The 15,760-nt window shown below is 75.7% G+C and carries 19 protein-coding genes; 13 read left to right on the top strand and 6 right to left on the bottom strand.

What is annotated here, in order from left to right; all coding sequences use genetic code 11:
* The first annotated feature begins 9 nt into the window (after positions 1-9).
* From ACZ6PY_RS25965 to ACZ6PY_RS25950, 4 genes are all read left to right on the top strand, one after another.
* Positions 10-705 carry an SDR family oxidoreductase gene (locus ACZ6PY_RS25965; protein WP_466076306.1) on the top strand — a complete coding sequence of 232 codons (696 nt, stop codon included), beginning with the start codon at positions 10-12 and terminating at the stop codon, positions 703-705.
* Entirely contained in the window at positions 702-1,694 is a 993-nt protein-coding gene (locus tag ACZ6PY_RS25960; protein ID WP_466076303.1) for a glycosyltransferase family 9 protein, read from the top strand. Before ACZ6PY_RS25965 ends, ACZ6PY_RS25960 begins: the two co-directional genes overlap by 4 nt.
* Before the next feature lie 22 nt (positions 1,695-1,716).
* On the top strand, positions 1,717-2,571 hold the full coding sequence (locus tag ACZ6PY_RS25955; protein WP_466076301.1) for an alpha/beta hydrolase family protein: 855 nt from the start codon (positions 1,717-1,719) through the stop codon (positions 2,569-2,571).
* 109 nt (positions 2,572-2,680) lie between these two features.
* Positions 2,681-3,310: a hypothetical protein gene (locus ACZ6PY_RS25950; protein WP_466076298.1), complete on the top strand. Its 630-nt coding sequence runs from the start codon at positions 2,681-2,683 to the stop codon at positions 3,308-3,310.
* 51 nt (positions 3,311-3,361) lie between these two features.
* Here ACZ6PY_RS25950 and ACZ6PY_RS25945 read toward each other — a convergent pair whose 3' ends face one another.
* Both ACZ6PY_RS25945 and ACZ6PY_RS25940 read right to left on the bottom strand, forming a co-directional pair.
* Entirely contained in the window at positions 3,362-3,568 is a 207-nt protein-coding gene (locus tag ACZ6PY_RS25945) for a GTPase activator (RefSeq protein WP_466076295.1), read from the bottom strand.
* A 60-nt stretch (positions 3,569-3,628) separates the two neighbouring features.
* The gene (locus ACZ6PY_RS25940; protein WP_466076292.1) at positions 3,629-4,519 is read right to left on the bottom strand and encodes a DUF72 domain-containing protein; all 891 of its coding nucleotides are present in this window, start codon (positions 4,517-4,519) and stop codon (positions 3,629-3,631) included.
* Between the two features lie 120 nt (positions 4,520-4,639).
* Here ACZ6PY_RS25940 and ACZ6PY_RS25935 point away from each other — a divergent pair, with 120 nt between their 5' ends.
* The 3 genes from ACZ6PY_RS25935 to ACZ6PY_RS25925 all read left to right on the top strand — a co-directional run bounded on the left by ACZ6PY_RS25935 (position 4,640) and on the right by ACZ6PY_RS25925 (position 6,855).
* On the top strand, positions 4,640-5,146 hold the full coding sequence (locus ACZ6PY_RS25935; RefSeq protein ID WP_466076287.1) for a DinB family protein: 507 nt from the start codon (positions 4,640-4,642) through the stop codon (positions 5,144-5,146).
* A 94-nt stretch (positions 5,147-5,240) separates the two neighbouring features.
* Positions 5,241-6,062, top strand: a complete 822-nt coding sequence (locus ACZ6PY_RS25930; RefSeq protein ID WP_466076284.1) for a hypothetical protein — start codon at positions 5,241-5,243, stop codon at positions 6,060-6,062.
* Between the two features lie 94 nt (positions 6,063-6,156).
* Positions 6,157-6,855: a Pr6Pr family membrane protein gene (locus ACZ6PY_RS25925; RefSeq protein ID WP_466076281.1), complete on the top strand. Its 699-nt coding sequence runs from the start codon at positions 6,157-6,159 to the stop codon at positions 6,853-6,855.
* Between the two features lie 24 nt (positions 6,856-6,879).
* Here the strand turns inward: ACZ6PY_RS25925 and ACZ6PY_RS25920 are convergent, their stop codons facing one another.
* The gene (locus ACZ6PY_RS25920) at positions 6,880-8,964 is read right to left on the bottom strand and encodes an amylo-alpha-1,6-glucosidase (protein WP_466076278.1); all 2,085 of its coding nucleotides are present in this window, start codon (positions 8,962-8,964) and stop codon (positions 6,880-6,882) included.
* Entirely contained in the window at positions 8,961-9,338 is a 378-nt protein-coding gene (locus ACZ6PY_RS25915) for an SCP2 sterol-binding domain-containing protein (RefSeq protein ID WP_466076275.1), read from the bottom strand. The genes ACZ6PY_RS25920 and ACZ6PY_RS25915 overlap by 4 nt, the downstream gene beginning before the upstream one ends.
* A gap of 155 nt (positions 9,339-9,493) precedes the next feature.
* Here ACZ6PY_RS25915 and ACZ6PY_RS25910 point away from each other — a divergent pair, with 155 nt between their 5' ends.
* Complete coding sequence (locus ACZ6PY_RS25910) at positions 9,494-10,468, top strand: glycoside hydrolase family 88 protein (RefSeq protein ID WP_466076272.1); 975 nt, start codon at positions 9,494-9,496, stop codon at positions 10,466-10,468.
* On the opposite strand, the gene ACZ6PY_RS25905 is transcribed toward ACZ6PY_RS25910, so the two are convergent.
* Positions 10,452-10,961, bottom strand: coding sequence for a mycothiol transferase (locus ACZ6PY_RS25905; protein WP_466076269.1), 510 nt, complete (start codon positions 10,959-10,961; stop codon positions 10,452-10,454). The genes ACZ6PY_RS25910 and ACZ6PY_RS25905 overlap by 17 nt on opposite strands.
* Before the next feature lie 87 nt (positions 10,962-11,048).
* On the opposite strand from ACZ6PY_RS25905, the gene ACZ6PY_RS25900 reads away from it, so the two are divergent.
* Complete coding sequence (locus ACZ6PY_RS25900) at positions 11,049-11,564, top strand: 2'-5' RNA ligase family protein (RefSeq protein ID WP_466076265.1); 516 nt, start codon at positions 11,049-11,051, stop codon at positions 11,562-11,564.
* Between the two features lie 10 nt (positions 11,565-11,574).
* Here the strand turns inward: ACZ6PY_RS25900 and ACZ6PY_RS25895 are convergent, their stop codons facing one another.
* Positions 11,575-12,033, bottom strand: a complete 459-nt coding sequence (locus ACZ6PY_RS25895; protein WP_466076262.1) for a GNAT family N-acetyltransferase — start codon at positions 12,031-12,033, stop codon at positions 11,575-11,577.
* Between the two features lie 160 nt (positions 12,034-12,193).
* On the opposite strand from ACZ6PY_RS25895, the gene ACZ6PY_RS25890 reads away from it, so the two are divergent.
* The 4 genes from ACZ6PY_RS25890 (at position 12,194) to ACZ6PY_RS25875 (ending at position 15,638) form a co-directional block, all read left to right on the top strand.
* The gene (locus ACZ6PY_RS25890) at positions 12,194-13,297 is read left to right on the top strand and encodes a hypothetical protein (RefSeq protein ID WP_466076259.1); all 1,104 of its coding nucleotides are present in this window, start codon (positions 12,194-12,196) and stop codon (positions 13,295-13,297) included.
* A gap of 104 nt (positions 13,298-13,401) precedes the next feature.
* Positions 13,402-14,226 (top strand): MEDS domain-containing protein, encoded by an 825-nt coding sequence (locus ACZ6PY_RS25885; protein WP_466076256.1) that lies wholly within the window; start codon positions 13,402-13,404, stop codon positions 14,224-14,226.
* The gene (locus ACZ6PY_RS25880) at positions 14,223-15,185 is read left to right on the top strand and encodes an anti-sigma factor RsbA family regulatory protein (RefSeq protein WP_466076250.1); all 963 of its coding nucleotides are present in this window, start codon (positions 14,223-14,225) and stop codon (positions 15,183-15,185) included. Before ACZ6PY_RS25885 ends, ACZ6PY_RS25880 begins: the two co-directional genes overlap by 4 nt.
* 9 nt (positions 15,186-15,194) lie before the next feature.
* Positions 15,195-15,638, top strand: coding sequence for a VOC family protein (locus ACZ6PY_RS25875; protein ID WP_466076246.1), 444 nt, complete (start codon positions 15,195-15,197; stop codon positions 15,636-15,638).
* Positions 15,639-15,760: the final 122 nt, after the last annotated feature.

Genomic DNA, 15,760 nt, shown 5'->3' with positions numbered 1-15,760 from the left:
GGTGCCGGCATGAGCAGGGACCTGAACGGACGGGCCGTCCTCGTGACCGGCGGGTCGAGCGGCCTCGGCGCGGCGGTGGTGGCCGCCGTGGCCAAGGCCGGCGGCCGGCCGTACGTGCTGGACCGGCAGGCGCCGGCCGACGGGGTGCCGTGGGTCGGGTGCGACCTGGCCGATACCCGGGCGGCCGAGGCGGCCACCCGGCAGATCGCCGAGCGGGCCGGGGGCCTCGACGGCCTGGTGACCGCCGCCGGCATGGACGTGCCGGGCCGCCTCGCCGACGTCGACGGCGCGACCTGGGACCGGATCGTGACGATCAACCTGCTCGGCACCGCCGCGGTGATCCGGGCCGCGCTGCCGCACCTGGAGCGGGCGCACGGCACCGTGGTGACCGTGGCGTCCACGTTGGGCGTCAAGGCGGTCAGCGACGCCACCGCGTACTGCGCGGCGAAGTTCGGGGTGGTCGGCTTCACCCGTGCGCTCGCCGCCGAGCTGGCCGGCACGGTCGGGGTGACGCTGCTCATCCCGGGCGGCATGCGGACGGCGTTCTTCGACGACCGGGACGAGCGGTACAAGCCCGGGCCGGGCGCGATCCTCAACGACCCGGCGGACACCGCCGAGGCGGTCATGTTCGCCCTGGCCCAGCCGCCCGGCTGCGCCGTACGCGAGCTGGTGGTCTGCGCCGAGCAGGAGTCGTCGTACCCGTGATCCTCGTGCTCCGGGCGCTCGGCGTCGGCGACCTCGCGACCGGGGTGCCGGCGCTGCGCGCGTTGCGTGCCGCGTACCCCGGCACCGAGCTGGCGCTGGTCGCGCCGCGCTGGCTGACCCCGCTGGTCGAGCTGGTGGGTGGCGTGGACCGGCAGGTCGTGGCGGACGGGCTGGGCACCCTCGGGTGGTCCGGCCCGCCGCCCGCCGTGGCGGTGAACCTGCACGGGCGGGGGCCGCAGTCGCACCGGATGCTGGCCGGGGTCCGGCCGCGGCGGCTGCTGGCCTTCGCCAACGCGGAGGCCGGGTGGCACGACGGTCCGCCGTGGCGGGCCGAGGAGCACGAGGTGGACCGGTGGTGCCGGATGCTCGGCTGGTACGGGATCCGCGCGGACCGCGGCGACCTGGCGCTGCGCCGCCCCGGCCCCGGCGGGCTGCCGACCGGCGTGACGATCGTGCACCCGGGTGCCAAGGCGGCGCAGCGGCGCTGGCCACCGGAGCGCTTCGCGGCGGTGGCCCGCGAGCTGGCCGCCCGGGGTCACCGGGTGGTGGTCACCGGCAGTCCCGGCGAGCGGGACCTGGCCGTCGACGTGGCCCGCCGGGCGGGGTTGCCGGCCGACGCGGTGCTGGCCGGCGCGACCGACGTCGGCGAGCTGGCCGCGCTTGTCGCCCACGCCCGCCTCGTGCTCTGCGGGGACACCGGCATCGGTCACCTGGCCACCGCCTACGCCACCCCGTCGGTGCTGCTCTTCGGCCCGGTGCCGCCCGCCGGGTGGGGGCCGCCGCCGGACCGGCCGTGGCACGAGGCCCTGTGGGCCGGGCCCCGCCCGGCCGGTGACGGCCCGGCCGTGCACCCGGCGCTGGCCGAGCTGGACGTGCCGGCGGTGCTGGCGGCGGTCGGCCGGGTGACCGCGGCCGCCCGGTCGCGGCCGGTGGCCGGGCGCCGGGTGCCGGCGCAGGCGGCCGGGCGACCCCTTGCTACCCGCGGGTAGCCTCCGGCCGTAGGCTGAGCCGGTGAGCGGGGAGTACACGCAGGAGTTCGTGGACGTCGACGGGGCGCGGATCGGCGTGCAGGTCTACCCGGAGCCGGACGGGCCGCCCGGCGCGCCGGTCGTGCTGATCTGGCCGGCCATGGGCGTCCGCGCCCGCTACTACCGGCCGTTCGCCGCCGCGCTGCGCGACGCCGGCCTGGCCGTCGTCGTGGCCGACCTGCGGGGCACCGGAGAGAGCACGCCGGCCCCCGCCCGCAGCTGCCGGTACGGCTATTCCGAGCTGGCCACCGACGTCGGCGCGGTGCTCGACGCGCTCAAGCCCCGGCTGGACGGCCGGACCCGGCTGCTGCTCGGGCACTCGCTCGGCGGGCAGGTCGCGGTGCTGCACCAGGCGCTGCACGACGCCGACCGGGTGGACGGGCTGGCCCTGGTGGCGGTCGGCATCCCCTGGTGGCGCGGGTACCCGGGGCTGCGCGGCTGGGGTGTGCTCCCGTACACCCAGGGCATCGCGGCGGTCGCCCGGCTGCTCGGTGTGTGGCCTGGCTGGGGGTTCGGCGGCCGGCAGGCGCGCGGGGTGATCCGGGACTGGGCGCACACCGCGCGGACCGGGCGCTTCCCGGTGCTGGACGGGGTCGACGCCGAGGCGGCCGTCCGGCGGATCCGCACCCCGGTGCTCGCGGTCAGCGTCGACGACGACCAGTACACGCCGCACGAGACGATGGACCACCTCTGCGGCAAGCTCACCGCCGCCCCGGTGACGCGGCACCGGTACACCGTCGCCGAGGCCGGCGCTCCGCTGGACCACTTCACCTGGGTCCGCGCCGCCGCCCCGCTGGCCGCGCGGGTCGCCGCGTTCGCCGCCGCGCTGCCCCGCTGACCCCGGCGCGCCCGGCGACCGGGCGGACCCGGCCGTGGCCGAAGACGGGTGCGTAGCCGCGCGAAAGGTGGGTAAGCCGCACCGCCCGAACACGGCGGAGGGGGATCAGATGTCCGAACGGCACACCGCGTTGCGCTCGATGCACGACCTGGGCCTGGCGGCCTGGTTTGGCGGCTCACTGATGGGGGCGCTCGGCGTCAACGGCGCGGCGGCGAAGATCGACGACTCGACCCAACGGCTGCCGGTCGCCTCGGCCGGCTGGGCGCGCTGGACTCCGGTCAATGCGGCCGCGATCGGCGCGCACCTGGCCGGTGCGGTCGGCGAGCTGGTGACCGAGAGCCCACGGGTGGCCGGCCAGGCCGGCGTGGCCAAGATGAGCACGCTGAAGACCGCGCTGACCGTGGGCGCGCTGGCGGTGACCGGTTACAGCCGGCTGCTCGGCATGCGGCTGCAGAAGGCGGGCGGGCCGCCCGTCGAGGGGGCCACCGAGCCGAGCTACCAGACGCCGGCGAACGTCGCCTCCTCGCAGCGGCAGATGAAGTTGCTCCAGTGGGCCATCCCGGCGATGACCGGCGCCCTCGTGGTGGTGTCCGCGTACATGGGCGAGCAGCAGAAGCCCGGACAGGTGCTGCGGGGTCTGCTCGGCCGGGCCGGCGGGCTGGCGAGCGCCCCGATGGCGATCAGCAAGATGGCCGGGATGGGCGCGAGCAAGCGACCCATGGCCATGGCCGGCAGGTGATCCGCGGTTGACCGACGCCCGGGGCCACGGCCCCGGGCGTCGACGCGCCGGTCAGGAACCGGTGCCGTCCTCCTCCCCCGGCCGGCCCAGGGCCGACGGCTCGTTGTCCGGCACGGGCGGTTCGGCCACCGGGTGCCCGGTGTCGTCCACCAGGCCCGGGGCCATGCTGCCGCCGTGCGCCTCCTCGGCCTCCCGGGTCGCCCGGGGATCCCGCCCGTCCCGGGTCAGGCCGCCGGGCTCGTCCCGTCGCTCGTCCACGCGTCCCCCTCGCTGTCGGTCCTCGGCACCGCCGGTACCCGGGACCTACCGGCGGAAACCTCAGGCGGGGGTGGTGGCGGGCGTGACGCCGAGCAGTCCGGACAGCCGGGCCGCGTCCCGCTGGGCCTGGTCGCCGCAGCAGTTGTTCAGCAGCACGTGCAGCTCGGCGCACTGGTCGGCGAGTTCACGCAGCAGCACGGACCAGCGCCGCAGCTCCTCCTCGCCGTAGGCGTAGCGGAACCTCTCCTGCTTGTCGCCGCTCTCCCAGGCGGTGCTGTGCCCGTGGAACCGCACCACGGCCAGGTCGGCGGTGGCCACGAGGATCGGCGGCACCGAGGAGGCGTGCCCCTGGGGCATGTCCACGCAGACGTAGCCGAGCCCGTGCTCGCGCAGGAAGGTCACGGTCTCGACCACGGCGTCCTCGGTGAACCAGGAGGAGTGTCTCAGCTCGACGGTCACCGGCCAGGGCCGGCAGCGCCGCGCCGCGGACAGGATCCGCTGCCGGGCCGCCGCGCCGCGGGCCAGCCAGGGCGGGAACTGCAGCAGCACGGCGCCGAGCCGGTCGGCCGCCGCGAGCGGCGTCAGCGCCGCGTGGAACCGTTCCCACAGCGCGTCGTACGCCCCGGCGGACAGGTCCCGCCAGCGGATCCGGGTCGGGCCGCCGGCCGGGCGCAGGTCCCGGGGCAGCGCGTCGACCGGGGTGTGGTGGCCGGTGAAGAGGCGGAACGCCTTGACGTCGAAGGTGAAGCCCGGCGGGGTGGCCGCCGCCCAGCCCGCGGTGGTCTCCGGCGCGGGGATCGCGTAGTAGGACGTGTCCACCTCGACCAGACCGAACCGCTCGGCGTACCAGCCGAGGCGGCCGGCCGGGGTGTTGACCGCACGGGGATACCACCCCGAGCGGACCAGCATCTGGTCGGCCCAGGAGGACGTGCCCACCTTGATGACACCCATGTAATTCAGTGCACCTCGATCCGGACGAAACGGCAACTCGGGCCGGTCCGGTGTGGAACCGCGAAGGTGTCGGTGGCGGGTCGTACGGTGTCCCCGGTCCCCAAGCGAAAGGCGGGCGGCATGAGCGTCTCCGACCAGGTCCTCACCGGCGAGCGGGCCGACCTGCTCGCCGCCCTTCAGCTCCGTCGCGGCTTCCTCCGGCAGACCGTGGCGGGGCTCGACGACGAGCAGGCGGCCCGGCGCAGCACGGCCAGCGAGCTCTGCCTCGGCGGCCTGATCAAGCACGTGGCCCTCACCGAGCACCGCTGGATGCGGTTCGCGGTGGGCGGCGCCGAGGCCATGCAGAGCGAGCCCGTCGACTGGGCCGGCCAGTTCCGGATGACCGAGGGCGAGACGCTCGCCGGGCTCCTCGCCGAGTTCGACCGGGTGGCCGCCGAGACGGACGCCCTGGTCGCCACGCTCGACCTCGACGCCGCGCACCCGCTGCCGAGCGCACCCTGGTTCGAGCCGGGCGCCAGCTGGTCGGTGCGCCGGGTGCTGCTGCACCTCATCGCCGAGACCGGGCAGCACGCCGGCCACGCCGACATCATCCGGGAGTCGATCGACGGGACGAAGACCATGGGCTGACCGGCGCGCGGTGACCGACATCACCCGCCCGGACGGGGCGGGCGGCGGGTTCCGGTGTGACGCCACGGCTGGTGGCGGCGCTGAGGGACACGAGATGAACGGACACCGCATGGACCAGGAGACCGCCGAGCGTCTGCTCGGCGGCACCCTCACCGAGGCTCAGGACGGTCCGCAGGTGCTCGTTGGGTTCCTGGCCGCCGTCCGCGCCGCTCCCCGCCCGCACGAACTCGCCGGCGAGGGGACGGCCCTGCAGGCGTTCCGGCTGGCACGGGCCGGCGGAGCGGTTCCCGTGGCGGTCCCCCGTCCCCCGCGACGGCTGCACGCCGGGCTGCTCGGCGCCAAGCTCGCCCTGGCCGCCCTGCTCGCCACCGTCACCGGCGGTGTGGCCCTGGCCGCCGTCACCGGCAACCTGCAGCTCCCGCCGGGCGGAGGTGGTGGCGCCCCCGTCACGCCGTCCCCCCACGGCGGCAGCGACGGGCCGGCCACGCCGACGGTCGACCCGGCCCGGCCGGTCACCCCGGCCACCCCGGCCGCCCCTCCGACCGGCCGGCCGGGCAGCCCCGCCGCCGCCCTGGCCGGGCTCTGCACCGCGTACCGGGCGAAGAACGACGCGGACCGGGGCCGGGCGCTGGAGGCCGCGCCGTTCGCCGAGCTGGTCGCGGTGGCCGGTGGCCGGGACAAGGTCCCCGGCTACTGCGACGCGCTGCTCGGGAACGGCAAGCCGACCGGCACCGAGGCGACACCGCCGCAGCCGAGTGCCGTCCCCACCACACGGCCCGGCGTCGGACCGACCGCCCGGGTCACCGGCCCGCCGGAGGCCACGCCCGGCACCCCGGGGGCCCGGCTCGCGCCGACCACCCGTCCGGCCAGGCCGCCGGCGCCGAGGACCCCGTCGGTCCGCCCGTCCCGACGCTGACCGGCCCGTGGTGGTTCCGGGCGGGGCGGGCGGCACCGGCCGGGCGATCGGGCGGGCCGATGGTCGACGCCGGACGGGTTGGTAGCGTGCGGCGGTGACTCCGTGGCGTCGCCGACTGGCGATCCCCTTCCGCCTGGCCGTCGTGCTCGGCGTGGTGGCCGGCCTCGTGCTCACGGCGCTCGGCCCGGCCACGGTGACCGGCCTGCTGCCGTACTTCACCATCCAGAGCAACGTGGCGGTCGCCGTCTTCGCCGGGTACGCGGCCTGGCGAGCCTGGCAGGGCCGCCCGGAGCCGCCGAGCGCGCTCAAGGGCGCGGTGACCCTCTACATCACGATCACCGGCACGGTCTACCACATGGTGCTGGCCAACCCGGCCAGCCCGTTCGCGATGGTCCAGCCGCACCGCGGGCCGGGCGAGTGGTGGGGCAACCAGCTCCTGCACACCGTGGTGCCGCTGCTCGCGATCGCCGACTGGGCGCTGTTCGACAGGCGGGGCCGGCTGCGCCCGCGGTACGCCGCGTGGTGGCTGGCGTTCCCGGTCGCGTACCTCGGTTTCGTCCTGGTGCGCGGGCTGGTCGTGCACCGCTACCCGTACCCGTTCCTCGACGTCGGCCAGCTCGGCTACGGGGGCGTGGGGTTCAGCGCGCTCGGCTTCGCCGTCGCGTTCTGGCTGCTCGGGCTCCTCTTCGTCGGCGTGGACCGGGGCCTCGCCGGTCGGGCCCCCGGCGTGCCGACCGAGCCGGCGCCGGCGCCCGCCGCCGCGCCCGAGGAGAGCGCGGCCGGTCCCCGCTGACCGGCGGCGGCGCCCGGTCGCCGGTCACCCGACGCCGCGCCGCTCACCGGCCGCGCCGCCGACCCGGATCCGACGGCCCGTCGTGCGGTCGCGGCCGTAGGAGTCCGCCCGCCCCCAGCGGCCCGGCACGTCCAGCAGCTCGATCCGGCCGTAGCCCTCGGGCACGTACGGGTTCACCAGCAGGTTCTCCCCGCACGGGCGCAGCCCCAGCATGGTGGCGAGCAGCATGAGCAGGCCGCCGGAGGCCCACGACTGGGGGCGGCCGGCCACCGGCAGCTGGACCGGGTACTTGGTGACGCCGCGCGGGTAGCCGGCGATCACCTCGGGCACCGAACCGCCGAGGGTCTCCACCACGGCGAACACGCCGGCGACGACCTGGGCCGCCTCGGCGTCGTACCCGTATCGGCGCAGGCCCGCCGCCACGAGCGCGTTGTCCGACGGCCAGACCGCGCCCAGGTGCGCCCCGACCGGGTTGTACGGCCGCTGCCCGGCGGCGTAGGTGCGCACCCCCCAGCCGGAGAAGAGTTCCGGACCGCACAGGTGCGCGGCCAGGGCGTCGGCCCGCTCGGGCTCGACGATGCCGCTCCAGAGCAGGTGCCCGAGGTGGGAGGTGAGCGCGTCCACCGGTTCCCCGTCGGGGGTGAGGGCGAGCGCGTAGTAGCCCCGGTGCGGCAGCCAGAAGTCCCGGTGGAACCGCTCGCGCAGGCGCGCGGCCTCGGCCTCCAGCCGGTCGGCGTAGGCGGGGTCGCCCCAGAACTCCCGGGCCAGCCGGGCGCCCCGGATCTTCGCGTCGTAGGCGTACCCCTGCAGCTCGCAGGTCGCCCGCGGGAACGGCGGCGCGACGGCGTGCCGGTCGACGATGGCGTCCGGCGAGTTGCGCCACGTCTGGTTGGCCACCCCGTTGACCGTGTTGCGCGGCTGGTAGCGCAGGTAGCCGTCGCCGCAGAGGTCGCCGTACTCGTCGAGCCAGTCCAGCGCCATCCGGGTCGGGTGACGCAGTTGCCGGACCAGGTCGGCGTCGCCGGTCCAGCGCTCGTACTCGTCGAGCAGGATCACGAACAGCGGTGTGGTGTCGGCCGCGCCGTAGTAGGGCGCGGTGGGCTGCTCCCCGAAGGCCGCCGATTCGCCGTACCGCAGCTCGGACAGGATCTTCCCGGGCTCCTCGTCGTGGTGGTCGTCGAGCTGCCCGCCCTGGAGCAGGGCCAGCAGCCGTAGCGTCGCCGGGGTCAGCTCCGGGGTGAACGGCAGCGTCTCCAGGCAGGTGACGATGGCGTCGCGGCCGTACAGCGCCATGGCCCACGGCAGCCCACCCACCGGCACCCGGTCGACGTACGACAGCGGCACGTACCGGAGCGAGGCCAGGTCGGTCAGCGCCTGCCGGTACGCCGTGGTCAGCGATTCCCGCTCGGCGACGAGCTGCGGCGCGTGGTCGAACCAGCGGGACAGGTCCTCCCGCATGTCGTGGTGCACGTGCTGGCGGTGTGACTCGAGGCTGGAGCGCAGGTCCCGCCCGCCGGCGCCATGAATGATCATGCCGACGTGCAGGTCGGTGTGCCAGCTTCCGTTCGGTGCGACCCGGATCCGGAAGGTCATGCCCCGCTGGTCGACCTCCACGGGCGCCGTGCTGGAGATGACGGTCTCCCGGGTGAACCGGTCCCGCTGGTGGCGGATCCGCAGCTGGCGGTGCTCCGTGTCGGCGACGACCACCGGCCGGCGCGGCGCCGGCCGGAGGATCTCCGACGTGTCGGCGAAGTCGCTGCCGATCTCCATCCGCACGGTGAACTCGGCGGCCTCGGGGGCGTGGTTCAGCACGGTGAGCCGCTCGTTGAAGCTGTCGTCGATGGACCGGTGCCGGAGCACCGAGACGTCGGCGTCGACGTAGTGGCTGGCGGCACCGGGAACCAGCACGAACCGGGTCTCGAAGTAGGCCAGCTCGTCCCGCGACAGGGCGTCCAGCCGCTCGCCGTCGACGGTGAGCACCCAGCGGGACAGGAAGCGGGTGTCGAATGAGAACAGGCCGATCGGGGCGTACGGCTCCACCTCCATGTCGCCCTGCGCGTCGCTGAGCGCGAACGCGTTACCGGCGAGGACACGCACCAGCTCCTTCATCGGGTCCCCACCCCGGCACAGCCCAGCTCGCGAGGATGCCGGGCGTCGGGCGGGCCCGGGAAGAGCCGGCGCAGAGACAGCAGCAGGCGCAGGTCGCCCTGGGCGGTGAGGTCGTTGCGCAGCAACCCCGCGGCCACGTGCAGCCGGCCGGCGGCGATCCGGTCGAACACCTCGCGGTCGGCACGGACCACCAGGTCGGCGTCGTTCCCGAGGCGGGCCACCCGGACCTCCTGGTGGTCGATCGTGAGATACCAGTGTTCGGTCCGTGCGCCGTCCTGCAGGTCCAGCCGGACCGTGCCACCGGTGGTCTCCGGCAGGTCGGGGTGCCGCCCGGCGACGTGCCGGGCCAGGTACTCCGCCGCCGAGGCGCTCATGGGTCCCTCCCCGTGTCGGTCGTTCACGGCCGGTCGCCGGGCGGCTCCGCCCGCTCCCGCAGGGTCCCCGCCGGCCGGGTGAGCCCAACTCACCCCGTCCGGATGAGCCCGGCTGGTGCGCCGGGGCGGAGGCCGGGTACTGCGGAGGAATGGGGATGACCGGGGACGCCACGACCGACCGGGTGCTCACCGCGCTGCTGGCCATGCAGCGCCAGTCCTGGGAGCAGGGGGTGACCGGGCACGCCCTGCTCGACCTCGGGCTCGGCGAGCTGGCCCTGCTGGTCGCCGACGCCGCGGTGACCCGGCAGCACCCGGACGGGCGGCTCGGCGACGTGTCCGGCGAGGCCGGCGCGGTCAACGGCGCGGCCTGCGGCGAGGCGGTCCACCACGCGGCCACGACCGACGGCGACCCGCGCTACGCCGCCGCGCTGGACGCGCAGCTCGACTGGCTGGTCACCCGGGCGCCCCGGGCCGCCGACGGCACCCTGTTCCACCTGCTCGACAGCCGCCAGGTGTGGGCGGACACGGTCTACATGGTGGTGCCGCTGCTCGCGCTGGCCGGCCGGACGGACCTGGCCGCCGGGCAACTCGACGGGCACCGCCGCCGGTTGTTCGACCCGCGCACCGGCCTCTACGCGGCCCGTTGGGACGAGGACCGGGGGCAGCTGGTCCAGCCGCGCCCGTGGGGCACCGGCAACGGCTGGGTGGTGGCCGGGATCGCCCGGGCGCTGCGCCTCGCGCCGGACTGGCCGGCCGCGTCCCGCGCCGAGCTGGCCGGGCACGCCCGCACGGTGCTGGACGCCTGCCTGGCGTACCGGACCGACGACGGGCTCTTCCCCGACGTGCTCGACGACCCGGGCTCGTTCCGGGAGGCGAACACCGCCCAGCTTCTCGCGTACGCGGCGCTGACCGGAGTCGCCGACGGCTGGCTGCCGGCGGCCTGGCTGGCCACCGGCGCGGATCTGCTGGCCGCCGCGGGCCGGCGGGTCGACCGGCACGGGCGGGTGAGCGGGGTCAGCGGCGCGCCGGACTTCACCGCGCCGGGCACCTCCCCGGAGGCGCAGGCGTTCCACCTGCTCGGGCACGCCGCGCTGCGCCGCGCCCGGGCGGCGCTCAGCCCTGCTGGATGAGCCCCCGCACGTACGCGGCCTGGCCGGCGTGCTGGACGTCGTCGTCCAGCACGCTCACCAGCCGCACGCCGAGCGTGACGGGCGGGTCCCAGTTCTCGTCGACCACCCGGTCCAGGTCCGCCGGGCGCAACCCGCGCAGGTACGCCCGGGTCCGGTCCACCACCGCCCGGTGGTAGTCCAGCAGCACCCCGCCGTTCTCCGGCCGCACGCGGGCGACCTGCTCGGGGCTGTGCCCGTAGCCGGTGTCGTCGGGGTCGGCGGTCAGCCCGCAGCGCCCCGCCCACTCGCCGCCGACCCAGAGCTGCTCCTCCCCCAGCACCTCGCTGACCTGCTGGTCCTGGATCCGGGTGAGGTGCCAGACCAGCCAGCCCACCGGGTTCGCCCCGGCGGCCGGTGCCTGCCGCAGCTGTTCCGGGCTCAGCCCGTCCAGGGCCCCCGCCACCAGGTCGGGCAGCCGGCCGTACGCCTCGGTCAGCAGGTCGTTCACGTCCACGCGTCCCACGCTCCTCCGCCGTCGGTGCCACCGGAGGCAGTACCGCCCAGGACGGGCGGCAAACCTCACCCCCTTAGGGTTGATCGCGTGGTCGCGGCGCTGGAGCTGTATCTCGACACCGACGCCACCCGGCGGATCCGGGTGCTCTGGGACGCGTTGGAGGCCGAGGGCGTGCAGAGCATGAGGTCGCTGCTGGAGCAGCGGCACCGGCCGCACGTCTCGCTGGCCGTCGCGCCGCGTCTCGACCCGCACCGGGTCGCCGAGGCGCTCACCGGGATGGTCGTGGCCGCCCCGCTGCGCCTGGAGTTCCAGCACGCCGGGCAGTTCGTCGGGCGGGTGCTCTGGCTCGGGCCGGCCCCCACGCCGGAGCTGCTGGCCCACCACGGGGCGGTGCACGAGCGGCTGACCCGGGCCGGCATCGGGCTGGTGGAGCACTACCAGCCGGGCCGCTGGGTGCCGCACTGCACGCTGTCCATGCGGGTGCCGAACACGCTGATGGCCGCGGCGGTGCGCCGCTGCCTGGAGGTGCTGCCGGTGACCGCCACCGTGGTCGGCGCCGCCGTCACCGACCACGCCCGCGGCATCTCCCACCCCCTCGGCTGAGCTCCGCCGGTCAGCGCGGCCCGAAGTCGACCAGGAAGGTCGGGTAGTCGGGCTGCGGACAGGGGTCGCCGCGGTGGCCGAGCCGCTCGTAGAAGGGCGCCGCCCGCTCCCGGTGGGCCTGCCACTCCAGGTGACGGGCCCGGCCGGCCGCCCACTCCGACACCGCCGCCAGCAGCGCCCGGCCCACGCCGCGCCGGCGCCGGTCCGGGCGTACGTGCAGGTCGTGCAGGCGCACAGTGCGGTGCGCGTCGCCGGAGCGCAGGTGTGGCCCGTGGTCCTGGGCGGCGGCGTACCCGCTCAGCCCGTCGTCGTCGACGGCGCCGAGCAGCGCCCACCGCGGGTCGGCGAGCAGCAGCAGGAACCGCTCCCGGTGGATCTCGGCGGGCTCGTCCCCGACCCCCATCTCGCGCAGCATCGGCCACAGCCGCGGCCAGTCCGACCCGGCCAGCTCCCGTACGGTGATCTTCACGTCGTCCAGGATGCTGCCGGCACCGGGTTTTGCGCCATCTGTCGCGCTGATGGCGATGCCGCCGGAACGACGCAAGCTGGTAAAAGAGCAGGTCAAAGCCGTCCTGGCCACCCGAGGACGTGCGGCCGGAGCGCCCCGCGAGCACGCCTGGAGGCATCCCATGGCCGCACCCGTCATCCGTTCCGTCACCGCCGACCCGACCGTCCTGCTGCCCGGTCAGTCCACCACCGTACGGGTGGACGCCTACCATCCCGACTCGCGGCTGCTGACCCTCTCCGGCCGGGTCAGCGACCCCACCGGCGCCGCCTGGGACAGCCCGGTCCGGGTGGATCTGAGCGTGCCGCTGACCGTCCAGCTCGGCAGCACCTCGCCCGGCGTGACCATCGCGCCGAACCCCACCGACCCCACCCGGTTCACGGTCACCGTGCTGCGCGGCCGGGGCACGGTCACGCTGACCGCCACGGCCCGGGACGCCGCGGGCCGGACCGGCACGGCCGCCACCACCGTGACGGTGCCGCTGCTGGTGGGGATGAGCACCGAGAAGGGGGCGCCGACCCAGCGGGCGGTTGCCGAGTACCCGGGCATCCGGTACATGCGCGACTTCGGCACGGACGGCGGCGACGCGGACGCCCTGCCGGAGCTGCCGCCGCTGAACGCCGGCAAGTTCGTCGACGCACCGTCGGCCGTCATGCACGTGTCGTGGAAGGACGACGTCGAGCAGTTGGCCGGCTGGCTGGACGGGCTGAGCCGGCCGATCTACCTGACCTGGTACCACGAGCCGATGGGCGACGTGGCGCCGGCGACGTACCGGACCACCGCCACCCGGGTCGCGCAGATCGTCGCCGCCCACCGGAACCGGCGCTGGGTCCTCGGGCACGGCCCGATCGTCACCCGCTACTGGCTGGACGAGGGACGCGGCAACCCGACCGACTGGGGTTATCCCGGCATGACCCACTACGGCGTGGACTGCTACTCCCGGGACACGGCGACGTACTGGCCGGTGGCGCGGATGTTCGGGGTGGCGTTCGGCAAGGTGCGCGCCGCGTACCCGGGGATCCGGCTGCTGGTGCCCGAGTACGGGCTGAGCCGGACCACGGCCGACACCACCGGGGCGGGCCGGGCGCAGGCGATCCGGGACCACGTGACCTGGCTGCGGCAGCAGAACGACGTGGACGCGGTCGCCTACTGGAACAACTGGGCCGAGTTCGAGCTGGGCGACCCGCCGCTGGAGTCGACCGCCTGGCGGAACCTCCAGCTCGGGTGACCTCCCCGCCCGGCCCGGTGGCAGCCCTCCGGGCCGGGTCGGGCGGCGGCCGGGAGGTGGCCGGGCACCCGGTGAACCTAGACTGGCCGGGTGGGGGAGGCCGAGTGACCGGCGCGAGCGCGTCGACGACGTACGGTCACGCGTGCCTGGCCTACGACGACCCGGCGGTCCTCGACGCCCGGGCGGTCGCCCACGTCGCCGCGGGCCTCGCGGCCGGCGAGCAGGTCTGGCTGGTCGCCCCCGGCGACCGCGGCTCCCTGGCCCGCCGGCTGGACCGCCTCCCCGGCCTCGACGCCGCGCTGCGCCGGCGCGCGCTCCGGCTCGTCCCGGTCGAGGACGCCTACCGCCACGACGAGATCGTCGACCCCGACAAGCAGGTCCGGGCGTACGCGGCGGCCACCGGCGACGCGCTGGCCGCCGGCTACACCGGCCTGCGGGTGGTGGCCGAGGCCACCACGCTGGTCCGCTCCCCCGCCCAGCGGGAGGCCTTCGCCCGGTACGAGCACCTCATCGACCGCTGGATGCGTCGCCACCCGATGTCGGCGGTCTGCGCCTACGACCGGCGCGAGCTGAGCGACGCGGCGATCGCCGAGCTGGCCTGCATGCACCCCGAGACGAACACCGACGTGCTGTTCCGGCTGCACGCCGCCGGCGGCGACGCGATCATCGAGCTGGGGGGCGAGCTGGACCCGTCCCACCACCGGCTCTTCGCCGCCGCGCTGGACCGGGCCGACCCGCGGCCGGTGGACGGCCGGCTGGTGCTCGACGCCACCGGGCTGCGCTTCGTCGACCACCGCTGCCTGCTGCACCTGCGCGACCTGGCCCGCCGGCACGACGCCACCGCGGTGCTGCGCACCTCGCGCTCCGCCGTGGCCCGGCTGGTGGAGCTGCTCGACCTGGCCGAGGTGCGGGTGGAGGTGGTCCGATGAGGACGGGGGCCGCGGCCGGCCACGCCGGCTACTACCACGAGGCGATCCTCTACGACTCGGACGAGCACCTGCTCGCCGTGGTGCTGCCGTTCCTGCTCGGCGGGGTCGAGGCCGGCGAGCCGGCCGTGGTCGGCTTCGGCGGGCGCAACGCGGAGCTGGTCCGGCGCGCCCTCCCCGCCGGCGCCGCTGTCACCTTCCTGCCCGGCGGCGACGTCTACGCCCGCCCCACCTCGGCGATCCGCTCCTACCGCAGGCTGCTGGGCTCGTACGTGGCCGACGGGGCCCGGCAGATCCGGATCGTCGGCGAGCTGCCGACGGCCGTGCTCGGATCCACCTGGGACTGGTGGGCCCGCTACGAGTCGGCCATCAACCACGCCTACGACGACTTCCCGCTGTGGAGCATGTGCGCGTACGACGCCCGGAACACACCGTCGCGGGTGCTGGCGGACGTGGCGCGGACCCACCCCCGGGTGGCGTTGCCGGACGGCAGCCACGTGCCGACCGGCGTCTACACCGAACCGGCGCGCTACCTGGCCGAGCACCGCCCGATGCTCCCCGACCCGGTGCAGCGGACGGCACCGGCGGTCGAGCTGGTCGATCCCACCCCGGCCGAGGCGCGCGACGCCGTCCGCACCGCGTACCGGGGGCAACTTCCGGTCGACCACCTCGACGACCTGGTCGTGTCGGTCAGCGAGGTGGTGAGCAACGCGCTGCGGCACGGTGTGCCGCCGGTGCGGGTGCGGCTGTGGAGCGCACCGGACCGGATGGTGGTGACCGTGCACGACCGGGGTCCCGGCCCCAGCGACCCCTACGCCGGCCTGCTGCCCGCGGGCAACGGCGCCGCGGGCGGCCTGGGCCTGTGGATCAGCCACCAGTCGTGCAACCACGTGGCGCTGCACCGGGACACCGACGGCTTCACCATCCGGCTGACCGCCGGAAACCCGTACTTCCCGGTCTGAGCGTGTCGGGTGACCGATCGGCTGCCTGAGGTGGTCGATGCCGGAAGCCCTGGCACCGGCCCGCGGGTTGCCAACCGCCGGGGTGGGAACGAGGATCGCCGTATGGCAGTCAGCAGGATCGTTCCGGACCTCAGGAGCATGTCCCTGGAGGCGGCCAAGGCCTTCTACACGCAGGTCCTGGGACTGCAGGTGGTCATGGACCATGGCTGGATCGTGACGTTCGCCGACCCCGGGCGTCCCGACGTGCAGTTGAGCCTCATGACCCATGACGCGACGGCTCCCGTCGTCCCGGTTGCCTCGATCCAGGTCGACGACGTGGAGGCGAGCTACCGGGCCGCCCGGGCGGCGGGAGCCGAGATCGTGCACGAGTTGACCGACGAACCGTGGGGTGTGCGCCGGTTCTTCGTCAGGGATCCCGACGGCCACGTGATCAATGTCCTCGCGCACGACTGAACGAGAGAGTGTGGTGACCGATCGACCACCTGAGGTCGCCGGTCAGGGGAAGCCTTCAACGCCGGGGGAATGGGCGCTACTCTCTGAGCCCGGCCCGCATTCGCGGTCGTGGGCGGGGCGGG

The organism is Micromonospora sp. NPDC048907, assembly GCF_055586885.1.
The sequence above is the reverse complement of the archived record's forward strand: the minus strand, read 5'-3'. Positions and strand labels throughout refer to the sequence as shown.